The 12,241-nt window shown below is 55.0% G+C and carries 12 protein-coding genes; 7 read left to right on the top strand and 5 right to left on the bottom strand.

The features are described from left to right. The first annotated feature begins 160 nt into the window (after nucleotides 1-160). From N2K86_RS01035 to ghrB, 6 genes are all read left to right on the top strand, one after another. Nucleotides 161-823, top strand: coding sequence for an OmpA family lipoprotein (locus N2K86_RS01035; protein ID WP_023620074.1), 663 nt, complete (start codon nucleotides 161-163; stop codon nucleotides 821-823). Between the two features lie 179 nt (nucleotides 824-1,002). Beyond that, nucleotides 1,003-2,019, top strand: a complete 1,017-nt coding sequence (locus tag N2K86_RS01030) for a LacI family DNA-binding transcriptional regulator (protein WP_010426243.1) — start codon at nucleotides 1,003-1,005, stop codon at nucleotides 2,017-2,019. A 101-nt stretch (nucleotides 2,020-2,120) separates the two neighbouring features. Then, a complete protein-coding gene (locus tag N2K86_RS01025) occupies nucleotides 2,121-2,870 on the top strand; it encodes a sugar phosphate isomerase/epimerase family protein (protein WP_120158915.1) in 750 nt (249 codons plus the stop codon). Nucleotides 2,871-2,873: 3 nt separating this feature from the next. Next, nucleotides 2,874-3,812, top strand: coding sequence for a sugar kinase (locus tag N2K86_RS01020; protein ID WP_260660169.1), 939 nt, complete (start codon nucleotides 2,874-2,876; stop codon nucleotides 3,810-3,812). Nucleotides 3,813-3,929: 117 nt separating this feature from the next. Beyond that, nucleotides 3,930-5,210 carry an MFS transporter gene (locus N2K86_RS01015; RefSeq protein ID WP_260660168.1) on the top strand — a complete coding sequence of 427 codons (1,281 nt, stop codon included), beginning with the start codon at nucleotides 3,930-3,932 and terminating at the stop codon, nucleotides 5,208-5,210. A gap of 27 nt (nucleotides 5,211-5,237) precedes the next feature. Then, nucleotides 5,238-6,212, top strand: a complete 975-nt coding sequence (ghrB, locus tag N2K86_RS01010) for a glyoxylate/hydroxypyruvate reductase GhrB (protein ID WP_260660167.1) — start codon at nucleotides 5,238-5,240, stop codon at nucleotides 6,210-6,212. 58 nt (nucleotides 6,213-6,270) lie between these two features. Here the strand turns inward: ghrB and cspE are convergent, their stop codons facing one another. Both cspE and N2K86_RS01000 read right to left on the bottom strand, forming a co-directional pair. Next, nucleotides 6,271-6,483: a transcription antiterminator/RNA stability regulator CspE gene (gene cspE, locus N2K86_RS01005; RefSeq protein ID WP_003860775.1), complete on the bottom strand. Its 213-nt coding sequence runs from the start codon at nucleotides 6,481-6,483 to the stop codon at nucleotides 6,271-6,273. 246 nt (nucleotides 6,484-6,729) lie between these two features. After that, the gene (locus N2K86_RS01000; protein ID WP_042715665.1) at nucleotides 6,730-7,440 is read right to left on the bottom strand and encodes a DUF3053 domain-containing protein; all 711 of its coding nucleotides are present in this window, start codon (nucleotides 7,438-7,440) and stop codon (nucleotides 6,730-6,732) included. A gap of 331 nt (nucleotides 7,441-7,771) precedes the next feature. Between N2K86_RS01000 and N2K86_RS00995 the strand changes: the two genes are divergently transcribed. Continuing rightward, the gene (locus N2K86_RS00995; protein WP_010426260.1) at nucleotides 7,772-8,059 is read left to right on the top strand and encodes an HTH-type transcriptional regulator; all 288 of its coding nucleotides are present in this window, start codon (nucleotides 7,772-7,774) and stop codon (nucleotides 8,057-8,059) included. Nucleotides 8,060-8,098: 39 nt separating this feature from the next. On the opposite strand, the gene N2K86_RS00990 is transcribed toward N2K86_RS00995, so the two are convergent. The 3 genes from N2K86_RS00990 to ubiD all read right to left on the bottom strand — a co-directional run bounded on the left by N2K86_RS00990 (nucleotide 8,099) and on the right by ubiD (nucleotide 12,171). Further along, nucleotides 8,099-9,718, bottom strand: coding sequence for an ABC-F family ATP-binding cassette domain-containing protein (locus tag N2K86_RS00990; RefSeq protein WP_260660166.1), 1,620 nt, complete (start codon nucleotides 9,716-9,718; stop codon nucleotides 8,099-8,101). Between the two features lie 215 nt (nucleotides 9,719-9,933). Continuing rightward, a complete protein-coding gene (gene fre, locus N2K86_RS00985) occupies nucleotides 9,934-10,635 on the bottom strand; it encodes an NAD(P)H-flavin reductase (protein WP_010426263.1) in 702 nt (233 codons plus the stop codon). Between the two features lie 30 nt (nucleotides 10,636-10,665). Then, entirely contained in the window at nucleotides 10,666-12,171 is a 1,506-nt protein-coding gene (gene ubiD, locus N2K86_RS00980) for a 4-hydroxy-3-polyprenylbenzoate decarboxylase (RefSeq protein ID WP_260660165.1), read from the bottom strand. Nucleotides 12,172-12,241: the final 70 nt, after the last annotated feature.

The raw sequence follows: 12,241 nt of genomic DNA, 5'->3' as shown, positions 1-12,241 counted from the left end.
GCGCTCCTGGTTGCGTGCAGGTTTACGGCCTTCTTAATTGAGGCGATTTATGGTTTGTCACAAATTTCAGAGTTATACACTGAATTTTCTCCGTATCCGGACGTCATAATCAACTGCCACGCTCGCCGTGGCAAAGAATAAAAAGGATTAAGGAAATAAGATGAAAAAACGCGTACTCGTTATTGCCGCTCTGGTGAGCGGTGCACTGGCTGTTTCAGGCTGCACAACTAACCCTTACACCGGTGAACGCGAAGCGGGTAAATCCGGCATTGGCGCGGGCATCGGTTCGCTGGTTGGGGCAGGCGTTGGGGCGCTCTCTTCCTCCAAGAAAGATCGCGGTAAAGGCGCACTGATTGGAGCAGCAGCAGGTGCAGCACTGGGCGGCGGCGTCGGTTATTACATGGATGTACAGGAAGCGAAACTGCGCGACAAAATGAAAGGGACAGGCGTGAGCGTAACGCGCAGTGGCGACAACATCATCCTGAACATGCCAAACAACGTGACCTTTGACAGCAGCAGCGCAACGCTGAAACCAGCAGGCGCAAACACCCTGACCGGCGTGGCGATGGTGCTGAAAGAGTACAATAAAACCGCTGTTAACGTGATTGGCTATACCGACAGCACCGGCAGCCAGGAGCTGAACATGCGTCTGTCTCAGCAGCGCGCCGATTCCGTGGCCAGCTCGCTTATCACCCAGGGTGTTGAAGCGAACCGTATCCGCACCAGCGGCATGGGTCCGGCAAATCCGATCGCGAGCAACAGCACGGCGGAAGGCAAAGCGCAGAACCGTCGCGTAGAGATTACGTTAAGCCCTGTGCAGTAGGTAAAAGCAAAACGGCAACGCTCGTTGCCGTTTTTAGTGGTTGCACCCTCTCCCGTGGGAGAGGGTTGGGGTGAGTGCCCCAGACCGCACCCCAGGTAAGCGCAGCGCCACCGGGCAAATGACTTGCTTCGTCAGATTTTCCCGCTAAGGTATTCTCATTAAATTCAGGGAAATCAGCGATGAGCAAACCAACCCGGGCCACCATCAGCGACGTGGCGAAAGCCGCCAAAACCGGTAAAACCAGCATTTCGCGCTATCTCAACGGTGAGAAACACCTGCTGTCCGACGCGCTGCTCGCCCGCATTGAACAGGCCATTGCCGAACTCGACTATCGCCCCAGCCTTATGGCGCGCGGCCTGAAACGCGGCAGAACTCGCCTGATTGGTCTGATTATCGCCGATATCACCAACCCCTACTCTGTCAACGTGCTCAGCGGCATCGAAGCCGCCTGTCGCGAAAAAGGCTTCACGCCGCTGGTCTGTAACACCAACAACGAGGTCGATCAGGAGCTGCACTACCTGGATTTGCTACGCAGCTACCAGGTGGAAGGTATTGTGGTGAATGCCGTGGGCATGCGTGAAGAAGGGCTCAACCGGCTGCAGCAGTCTTCGCTGCCAATGGTGCTTATCGACCGCAAAATCCCGGAATTTGCCTGCGATGTCGTCGGGCTGGATAACACGCAGGCAGCCACTACCGCCACCGAGCACCTCATCGAACAGGGTTTTGAAGCGGTACTTTTCCTGAGCGAACCGCTAGGAATGGTTAACACGCGTCGCGAGCGTTTAAGCGCCTTTCGCGCCACACTGGACCGCTATCCCGGCGTGATCGCTGAAAATGCCGAAACGCCGCTGCATGAAGCTGACCAGATTGACAATACCCTTCGCCAGTTCCACACGCGCCACCGTGGAATGCGTAAAGCCGTCATCTCCGCAAACGGGGCGCTAACGCTCCAGGTTGCCCGCTCCCTCAAGCGAATTGGCCTACACTGGGGAAGTGATATCGGCCTGCTGGGTTTTGATGAGCTTGAGTGGGCAGAACTGGCGGGCGTCGGCATCACCACGCTCAAGCAACCCACGTGGCAAATCGGCTATGCTGCTGTTGAACAGGTGGTTCGTCGCATTGAAGGTGCGAGCGACGCCGTGCGTGAACAGGTCTTCTCTGGCGAACTGATCGTTCGAGGCTCTACCGCCCGCTAAATTTCCCTTCGTGACAGCGATCATAATTTCAACATCCCGATCTTTTCTTTGGAACCGGTTCCATCTAGCGTAATACTATCGATTACGCGATGGAGTCTGGTATGAGCAGGAAAATAATGGTGGTCACCGCCGCTTATGGCGCGGACCAGGTGCGACAGGCCGGTGGTCAACGCGCAATGCTTCCCGTCATTGCGGGCGCAGGCGCGGACGGTGTAGAAATCCGCCGCGAACTGTTCAATAGCGAAGAGCTGCTGGCGCTGCCTGCGCTGGGTGAATCCATCGAACTGCTGGGTCTGCTGGCATGCTATTCCGCACCCGCCGCCCTGTTTATGCCCAACGGAACGCTCAACCCTGACCTTCCCCGCTATCTGGCCGAAGCCACTGCGCTCAACGCGCTGTGGTTGAAAGTCTCACTGGGTCATTTCAACGATAAACAGCCACTTGAAGCTTTACGCGCGATGCTGAATGAAAGCGGTATGACGCTGGTGGTGGAAAATGACCAGACCGACTGCGGCCAGCTCGCGCCCATGCAGCGCTTCAAAGCCGCCTGCCGGGTGATGGCATTGCCCGTCACCCTGACGTTCGATATGGGCAACTGGCTGTGGGTGGGCGATTCTCCCGAAGAAGCCGCGCGTCATCTGGCTCCGGCCGTGAGCTATATCCACGTTAAGGCCGCCGTTCCGCATAAGGAGCAGTTCCGCGCCATTGCGCCGGACCGTGCGGAATCACGCTGGCTGGACTTACTTAATCAGCTTCCTGCCGATGCCCCGCGCGGTATCGAATTCCCGCTGGAGGGGGCGGATTTAACTGCCGTTACCCGCCACTACGTTAACCTGCTGCGTGAGGAGTAAACCATGCAAAAGACGCTGGATGTGATCACTATCGGCGAAGCCATGGCGATGTTTGTAGCCACCGAAACGGGCGACCTGAGCGCGGTAGAGCACTTTATGAAACGCGTGGCAGGCGCAGAGCTGAACGTCGCCACGGGCCTGGCGCGCCTGGGCCTGAACGTCGGCTGGGTCAGCCGTGTAGGGGACGACAGCTTTGGCCATTTCGTTCTCGATTCACTGAAAAAAGAGGGGATTGATGCCGCAGGCGTCACGCTCGACGGTCGTTTCGCAACGGGTTTTCAGTTGAAATCTAAAGTCGAAAATGGAACCGATCCCATCGTGGAGTATTTCCGTAAAGGATCGGCCGCAAGCCATCTCTCCGTAGAGGATTATCACGCCCACTATTTTGCCTCCGCGCGCCATTTGCACCTCAGCGGCGTGGCGGCAGCGCTTTCTGCCAGCTCGTATGCGTTGCTGGACCATGCGGCAACAGCCATGAAGTCGCAGGGTAAAACGATCTCTTTCGATCCCAATTTGCGCCCGGTGCTGTGGAAAAGCGAAGCGGAAATGGTCGAGAAGCTGAACCATCTGGCGTTCCAGGCTGACTGGGTTCTGCCGGGCCTGAAAGAAGGGATGATCCTGACGGGTGAAAAGACGCCGGAAGGCATTGCCGATTTCTACCTGAATAAAGGGGTAAAAGCGGTGGTGCTGAAGACCGGTGCCGATGGCGCATGGTTTAAAACGGCCAACGGCGAACAGGGCGCGGTCGCGGCGGTGAAGGTTGAGAACGTGGTCGACACCGTCGGCGCGGGCGACGGCTTTGCCGTTGGCGTCATTAGCGCCCTGCTGGAAGGCAAACCGCTGCAGCAGGCTGTCGCGCGGGGCAACAAGATTGGCTCGCTGGCGATTCAGGTGCAGGGCGACAGCGAAGGATTACCAACGCGAGCAGAGCTCGGCGTTTAAATTCCCTCTCCCCGTGGGAGAGGGCCAGGGTGAGGGCAACAGGCCGCACCAAATAATTAAGCCACCGTGTACCCTACAGACAACGGCGGTAACAACCTCAACAACAGAGGCAAGCCTATGAAAAGTTCGACCAATGCAGTAAAACGCTGGTGGTACATCATGCCAATCGTGTTTATCACGTACAGCCTGGCGTACCTCGATCGTGCTAACTTCAGCTTTGCATCCGCCGCAGGGATTACCGAAGACCTCGGTATCACCAAAGGTATTTCCTCCCTGCTCGGTGCCCTTTTCTTCCTCGGCTACTTCTTCTTCCAGATCCCCGGCGCGATTTACGCGGAACGCCGCAGCGTGCGCAAGCTGATCTTCATCTGTCTGATCCTGTGGGGCGGTTGCGCATCACTCACCGGCGTAGTGAACAATATTCCGGCCCTGGCCGCCATTCGCTTTATCCTCGGCGTCGTTGAGGCGGCGGTCATGCCGGCGATGCTGATTTATATCAGCAACTGGTTTACTAAATCTGAACGCTCGCGAGCGAATACCTTCCTGATCCTCGGTAACCCGGTCACCGTGCTCTGGATGTCGGTGGTCTCCGGCTACCTGATCCAGTCGTTTGGCTGGCGTGAGATGTTCATCATCGAAGGGGTTCCAGCGGTGATCTGGGCATTCTGCTGGTGGGTACTGGTAAAAGATAAACCAGCCCAGGCGAAATGGCTCTCAGAGGATGAAAAAGCAGCACTGCAGGCCCAGCTGGATAAAGAACAGCAGGGTCTGAAGGCGGTGCGCAACTACGGAGAAGCCTTCCGCTCCCGCAATGTGATCCTGCTGTGTGCGCAATATTTTACCTGGAGCATTGGCGTATATGGCTTCGTGCTGTGGCTGCCGTCGATTATCCGCAGTGGTGGCGACAATCTTGGCATGGTCGAAGTGGGCTGGCTGTCATCCGTGCCCTATCTGGCCGCCACCATCGCGATGATTATCGCTTCCTGGGCATCGGACAAACTGCAAAATCGTAAGCTGTTCGTCTGGCCGCTACTGCTCATCGCTGCCTTTGCCTTCATTGGCTCCTGGGCCGTCGGTGCGAACCATTTCTGGGTCTCTTATACGCTGCTGGTGATTGCGGGTGCTGCGATGTACGCCCCGTATGGTCCATTCTTTGCCATCATTCCGGAAATGCTGCCGCGTAATGTGGCAGGCGGCGCGATGGCGCTGATTAACAGCATGGGCGCGCTGGGGTCGTTCTGTGGCTCCTGGTTTGTGGGCTATCTGAACGGTGTAACCGGCAGCCCATCAGCATCGTACATATTTATGGGGGTAGCACTTTTCGCCTCGGTATGGCTTACTCTGAGTGTTAAGCCTGCTAATAATCAACAGCACCCTGTCGGCGCGCGACACGCCTGAACCCTTTTAAAATCAACGGAGATTAGCATGAAGCCGTCCGTCATTTTGTATAAAGCACTGCCTGACGATCTGCAAAAACGCCTTGAAGAACACTTCACCGTCACGCAGGTGAAGAACCTGAGCCCGGAAACCGTGGCGCAGCACGCCGGGGCGTTCGCCAGCGCTGAAGGTCTGCTGGGTTCAAGCGAGAAAGTGGATGTCGCCCTGCTGGAGAAAATGCCGAAGCTTCGTGCGACGTCTACCGTTTCAGTGGGTTACGACAACTTCGACGTGGATGCCCTTAACAAACGCAAAATTCTGCTGATGCATACGCCACATGCCCTGACGGAAACCGTGGCCGACACGCTGATGGCACTGGTGCTCAGCACGGCCCGTCGCGTAGTGGAAGTGGCTGAGCGCGTCAAAGCGGGCGAATGGACCAAAAGCATTGGTCCGGACTGGTTCGGCGTAGACGTCCACGGCAAAACGCTGGGCATCGTAGGTATGGGGCGTATCGGGCTGGCGCTGGCACAGCGCGCGCATTTCGGTTTTAACATGCCGATTCTGTACAACGCACGCCGTCACCACAGCGAAGCTGAAGAACGTTTCAACGCGCGTTACTGCGAGCTTGATACGCTGCTGCAGGAATCTGATTTCGTCTGCCTGATCCTGCCGCTGACGGATGAAACGCGTCACCTGATTGGCAAAGCCGCGTTTGAAAAGATGAAGACGTCGGCCATTTTCATCAATGCGGGTCGCGGCCCGGTGGTGGATGAAAAGGCGCTGATTGAGGCACTGCAAAACGGCGAGATCCATGCAGCAGGTCTGGACGTGTTTGAACAAGAACCGCTGTCAGTAGATTCCCCGCTGCTCAAACTGCCAAACGTCGTCGCTCTGCCCCACATCGGCTCTGCCACTCACGAGACGCGCTATAACATGGCAGCTACTGCGGTAGACAACCTGATTGCCGCGCTCGACGGAAAAGTGGATAGGAACTGCGTTAACCCGCAGATCCAACAGTAGAAACGAAAAAACCCGCCAGAAGGCGGGTTTTTGAATTTTGTGCTACTGGGTTGGAAGCTTACAGGCTTACAACGTTACCAGCTGCTGGGCCTTTAGCGCCGCTTTCGATGGTGAAGGAAACTTTCTGACCTTCATCCAGAGATTTGTAGCCATCGTTCTGGATAGCAGAGAAGTGTACGAACACGTCTTTAGAGCCATCGTCAGGAGTGATGAAGCCGAAACCTTTATCAGCGTTGAACCATTTTACCAGACCAGTCATTTTAGCAGACATAGAAATTACCTTATTAACAAATATATTGTGCCTTCCGGCTTGATGGATTGCGTTACAGATTTTTAAGCGATGAAGGAAGGGTCACAACGAAGGGTATCTATGGATAACAATCTGGACTGCTTTACTAAACTGCTTTAGGTCTGTGTAACAAACCGACGGGGATAGTTATACCGATGTGGTAGAGGAATGACAAGCGTTATTTTCAATACCTCTAAAAAAACCCCGCACGAAGCGGGGATTTTTATCTTACTCGGTGGCAGCGACGGCCGCACTCCACGCCTGGCTAAAGGCCTGGTGCTGAGAAGCCAGCGGCCCAATCAGCGTATTATATTGGCTTGCCTGCTGTGAGGTCGGGAACTGGATACCGTTAGAGACAAAGCTCACCTGCGTCCCCTGTTGGGAGATAAAATCCCCCACCTGAACCAACTGCTGCGTGAAGACCTGCGCGGCCGGGATCAACGGCTGCAAAGCGTCAGACGGCTTCGTCACCACTTTCTCATACACTTTGTCAAAGACAGGCTTGAGATCCTCACCTTGTTTCAGTGCAGAACGTGACGCATCAGCCTGCATTTTCGCATTCTGTAACTGCTGGCTCAGCACGCCAAGCGCACCGTTGGACTGGCGCAGCGGTTCACGTTGGGTCATATAATCCTGCGGTACACGGATCGCATTAACGCTATCCAGCACCGGACGAAGGCCGGAGTCCATCGCCTGGCTCACCTGCTGCGAATAACCATAAAGGATGGCGTAATCGGACACGAAAGGACCAAACTGTTTTTTCTGATCCGCAGTCAACGTTGGTAAACGCTCGCCGCTACGCATCACTGTATTCTGAAGAAAATCGATAAACGCTTTGCGCTGATCGCCTTCTTTATCGAAACACCCACTCAGGCTAACTACCATCAACAACGCCGCAAGAGGCGCAAACCAGCGAGAGCAGGACTTTCCTGTCGCCATTTTATTACTCCTTTCACCCAAAAAAGCGCACACCGGCACACGCGTGCCCAACGCTGACAAGGATAGTCCAGGTCAGCCTCGCAAGATACTCTTTTCATGCAAAACGGCTATTGCCGTTTTATTTCTTACCATTTACAAAAAAATACCTGCCGAAGCCGATATATGGCTAATCAGGTAATTAGCATAACTATCCAGACAGCTGAAACGCATAAAGCGATCGTTGCCGCACGATTAATCACAACCATGACGATCCTTCGTTTGTATTAGGGACTATTCTTAATTGGCTCTCTGATGTTCTTGATCCCGATGTGTGATTTAAGAGGAGTTCTCAATGGAATATAAAGATCCTGAGTTTGAGCTGCTGAGCAGCCTGGAACAGATTATTTTTAAAGATGTACCGCAGACAGTTACCCTGCAACAAAAGTCCAATCCCTTTACAGAATTTGAGCAATTGCGCAAAGGGACAGGGCTGCAAACAGATGAATTCGCCAGAGCGATGGGTGTCAGCGTGGCGATGGTGCTGGAGTGGGAATCAAAACGTGAAAAGCCCACGCCAACCGAGTTAAAGCTGATGCGCCTGATTCAGGCGAACCCTGCACTCAGTAAACAGATAGCGTAATACGGTTTGACCGCCCCCGCCCTTGCGGGGGCTTGTGTTTTATAGGCTTACACAATTCCATCCCGCCTCATTCCACACCAGGTTATGCGTCAGCGTTAACCCCTTCAAAAAAGCCTCATCATGCGACACCACCAGCAGCGCGCCAGGGAACTCCGCCAGTGCAGCCTCAATGGCCTGAACGGAGGCCAGATCCAAATGGTTAGTGGGCTCATCCAGGAGCAAAAGCTGCGTGGCCTCTTCTCGCCATAAGACTATGGCCAACGCGGCTTTGAGGCGTTCGCCGCCGCTCAGTTCCGCCAGGGGGAGCGAAACCTTATCTGCGCCAAGCTGAAGCTGCGCCAGGCGAGTACGCAACGTGCCTTCTTCAAGCGGCGAGTTGCTGAGATTGAGATGCGTCATCACCGACTGTGAAAGATCGAACTGCGACAGTTGTTGATCGAGATAGCCGCAGCTGGCTGATACCGTGCAGGTTCCTGAACGAGGTGCTTCCTCTCCTGACATCACTTTCAAGAGCGTCGATTTACCGCAGCCATTCGGCCCACGGAGTGCGACACGCATTGGGCCATCCATACGCCAGCTTATCGGCGGAATATCCACATGTGGCAGCGCCAGCGCCTCCAGCACCAGTACCTGTTTTCCCTCCGCGACGCGACTGCCCGGCAGGGTGAAGATGACCGGGTTATCCTCTTCAACCCGCTCGCGCGCGTTGTTTACTGCGGTATTTAACGCGTCATTCCGTTCGCTGTGCTGTTTTTTCCAGGTGCCAATACGCTCTTTTGCCGCCATTTTGTATTTAACCCGCTCAAAGGAGGCAATATTGAGGCTATCAACCGTACGCAACGTTTTTGCTGAACGTCGCTGGCTGTCGTCGTGCTCTTTATGCATCCGCGCGCGGATTCGTTTGCGCTCAGTGGCAGCGTGCTCCAGCGCGGCGCGGGCAGCCTGCTGTTCCGTATTGCGCTGAGTTTGATAATCAGCATAGTTTCCACCGAAGCTGCGCAGGCCAAAAGGGCTCAGTTCGAGAATGCGCGACACCTGTGCCAGCAACTCACGATCGTGAGAAGCCACCAGCACGCCGCCCTGATGGTGGAAAAGCTGGTCGTAAAACCATTCACGCCCTTGTCTGTCCAGATGGTTCGTGGGTTCATCCAGCAGCAGGTAATCCGCATTCGCAATCAATGCCCCGCAGAGCAGGGCGCGAATACGCTCACCGCCGCTGAGTTCCCTGGCCGGTTTATCGGGATCAAACGGCGGGAGGTGCGCGTTCATAAACGCATCACTCAGGCGTTCCGCCAAATCCCAGCCACCTTCGAGCTTTTCCAGATCCTCTGGCTGATAGTCACCACTGTCGATGCGCTTACGGGCGGCGAAGATCGCATCATATCCGAGCAGTTCCGCAAGCGTGGTCTGCGAGGAAATATCATGCTGCTGCGCCACATAGGCATGGGTACCGAAACGCTCAATATGACCGTTTTCAGGTTCATCAATGCCTGCCAGAAGACGCAGCAGGCGTGTTTTACCGCTGCCGTTGCGGCCAACCAGCGCGCACGGCGACGCATCGAGCGTAAGATTTAGCGGACCGAAAAGGGTATCGCCCGTCGCAAACTGACAGGTGACCTGATGCAAAATAAAAGAAGGGGACTGCGCAAAATGAGCCATAAGCACTCCTGAATGAAATCAAAAACCTCCCCTGCCGACGCGGTAGCGTTTAGCAAGGACAGAAATTCATCAGTCGTGTTTGTTCATTTTTGGGGGGCGCTCCTGAAGGAGAACAATAACAGCGCTAAGGATAGCGGCAATGCATTAACCTTTTCAAGGTTAAATTATCGCCAATCCTCACGGAGACAAAAAACCCGCCGAAGCGGGTTAGACACTTAGATAAACGCGAACGCATCGCCAAACAGGCGATCTTCCCGCGCGTCGCGCTCATTACAGAACAGGTCGCGGGCAATTTTCGCCATTTCAAAACGGCCAGCAATATAGATATCGTGCCCGGCGAGCGTGCCATGATCCTGCAGGACCGCCGTTAGCACCGTACCACTACGCCCGCGCCAGCCCTCTTCCGGCTGCTCGACAACCGGCTCAACGCGCAGGTTCGGGTGATTCACGCTCAGCGCTTCCAGTTCGGACAGGTCGTAAAGATGTTTCTCTTCGCGGCCGCCCCAATAGATGGTGATGTCGCGGTTCGGGTTACGTGCCAGTGCGGTCAACAGAATAGAGCGAACATACGAGAACCCCGTACCGCCAGCAATCAGGATAAGCGGACGGTCTTCATCTTCGCGCAGCCAGGCTTCACCGTGCGGAATGTCTACCACGATTTCGCGCTCTTTCAGGATGCGGTCCATGACAGCCATGGCGTAAAGGTTAAGCTCAGACGCACCAATATGAAGCTCAATAAATTCCTGCTCCGCTGGCGTAGACGCCATAGAGAAAGGACGTTTATCGCGCTCATCCATCACGACCATCAGGTACTGACCAGCGCGGAAAGAGAATGCCGATTCTGGCACTAAACGGACGCGATATACGGTGTCGGTAATGGCATCTACCGAGGTCACTTTACAGCTTAAGGTTGTCATTCGCTCTCTCTGTCGGGAAGTCTATAGGGCTTAACGGTCAGCTTCAGATTTACCGTTATTCATTATGGCCAGTTCGTCCCAGATCGCGTCTATTCGCGCGGTCACGGCAGGATCTTTTTTGATCGGGCGACCCCATTCACGGTCGGTTTCGCCAGGCCATTTATTCGTGGCATCCAGTCCCATTTTTGAGCCAAGACCGGAAACCGGCGAGGCAAAATCCAGATAATCTATCGGCGTGTTTTCGACTAACACCGTATCACGCGCGGGGTCCATGCGTGTAGTAATTGCCCAAATAACGTCGTTCCAGTCGCGGGCATTGACGTCATCATCGCAGACGATAACAAACTTGGTATACATAAACTGGCGCAGGAAAGACCATACGCCCATCATCACGCGCTTAGCGTGACCGGCATACTGCTTCTTCATCGTCACCACCGCCAGGCGATACGAGCACCCTTCCGGCGGCAAATAGAAATCAACAATTTCCGGGAACTGTTTTTGCAGAATCGGCACAAAGACTTCGTTCAGCGCCACGCCCAGCACTGCAGGCTCATCCGGTGGACGTCCGGTATAGGTTGAGTGGTAAATCGCATCTTCACGCTGGGTAATGTGCGTGACGGTAAACACCGGGAAGTTATCAATTTCATTGTAATAACCCGTATGGTCGCCGTAAGGCCCTTCCGGTGCAAGCTCACCCTGTTCGATGTAGCCTTCCAGAACGATTTCCGCACTGGCTGGTACTTCCAGGTCATTAGAGACACACTTTACGACTTCCGTTTTAGTGCCGCGCAGCAGCCCTGCAAAGGCATATTCCGACAGTGTATCCGGAACAGGCGTGACCGCGCCCAGAATCGTTGCCGGGTCGGCCCCCAGGGCAACAGAAACCGGGAATCGTTCACCGGGATGTTCCGCGCACCACTCCTGGAAATCGAGCGCGCCGCCACGATGTGACAGCCAGCGCATGATAAGTTTATTTTTACCAATCAGCTGCTGGCGGTAGATACCGAGGTTTTGGCGCTCTTTGTACGGCCCACGGGTGACGGTCAGACCCCAGGTAATCAGCGGCGCAGCATCTTCAGGCCAGCACTGCATAATCGGGATTTTTGTCAGATCAACCGCATCGCCTTCCAGCACTTTTTGCTGGCACGGCGCACCGCGCAGGCGTTTGGTTGGCATGTTCAGTACCTGCTTAAACTGCGGCAGCTTGTCGAACAGATCGCGGAAACCTTTCGGCGGCTCCGGCTCTTTCAAAAACGCCAGCAGTTTACCCACTTCACGCAGCGCAGTGACATCCTCTTGCCCCATGCCCAGCGCCACGCGGCGCGGCGTGCCGAACAGATTGCACAGCACCGGCATTGAGTAACCTTTCGGATTTTCAAACAGCAGCGCAGGCCCACCGGCACGCAGGGTGCGGTCAGCAATTTCTGTCATTTCCAGATAAGGATCAACAGGAAGCGTAATCCGCTTAAGTTCGCCCTGCTTTTCCAGCAGCGTCAGGAAGTCGCGTAGATCGTGGTATTTCATGCAGTTAGTCATGGCCTCTCTGTAAGCGCTTCATTATACGGCGTAAGCCTACGTGATGCTGTAATTTTGTTAAATTAGCGTG

It is taken from the genome of Enterobacter mori (assembly GCF_025244905.1).
GTDB lineage: Bacteria > Pseudomonadota > Gammaproteobacteria > Enterobacterales > Enterobacteriaceae > Enterobacter > Enterobacter mori_A.
This window is presented reverse-complemented; position numbering and strand designations above follow the sequence as displayed.

What these genes read in the sequence shown, in the direction of transcription:
- N2K86_RS01035 (WP_023620074.1), top strand. Translation starts at nt 161, where the DNA reads ATGAAAAAACGCGTACTCGTTATTGCCGCTCTGGTGAGCGGTGCACTG.
- N2K86_RS01030 (WP_010426243.1), top strand. Translation starts at nt 1,003, where the DNA reads ATGAGCAAACCAACCCGGGCCACCATCAGCGACGTGGCGAAAGCCGCC.
- N2K86_RS01025 (WP_120158915.1), top strand. Translation starts at nt 2,121, where the DNA reads ATGAGCAGGAAAATAATGGTGGTCACCGCCGCTTATGGCGCGGACCAG.
- N2K86_RS01020 (WP_260660169.1), top strand. Translation starts at nt 2,874, where the DNA reads ATGCAAAAGACGCTGGATGTGATCACTATCGGCGAAGCCATGGCGATG.
- N2K86_RS01015 (WP_260660168.1), top strand. Translation starts at nt 3,930, where the DNA reads ATGAAAAGTTCGACCAATGCAGTAAAACGCTGGTGGTACATCATGCCA.
- ghrB (WP_260660167.1), top strand. Translation starts at nt 5,238, where the DNA reads ATGAAGCCGTCCGTCATTTTGTATAAAGCACTGCCTGACGATCTGCAA.
- cspE (WP_003860775.1), bottom strand. Translation starts at nt 6,483, where the DNA reads ATGTCTGCTAAAATGACTGGTCTGGTAAAATGGTTCAACGCTGATAAA.
- N2K86_RS01000 (WP_042715665.1), bottom strand. Translation starts at nt 7,440, where the DNA reads ATGGCGACAGGAAAGTCCTGCTCTCGCTGGTTTGCGCCTCTTGCGGCG.
- N2K86_RS00995 (WP_010426260.1), top strand. Translation starts at nt 7,772, where the DNA reads ATGGAATATAAAGATCCTGAGTTTGAGCTGCTGAGCAGCCTGGAACAG.
- N2K86_RS00990 (WP_260660166.1), bottom strand. Translation starts at nt 9,718, where the DNA reads ATGGCTCATTTTGCGCAGTCCCCTTCTTTTATTTTGCATCAGGTCACC.
- fre (WP_010426263.1), bottom strand. Translation starts at nt 10,635, where the DNA reads ATGACAACCTTAAGCTGTAAAGTGACCTCGGTAGATGCCATTACCGAC.
- ubiD (WP_260660165.1), bottom strand. Translation starts at nt 12,171, where the DNA reads ATGACTAACTGCATGAAATACCACGATCTACGCGACTTCCTGACGCTG.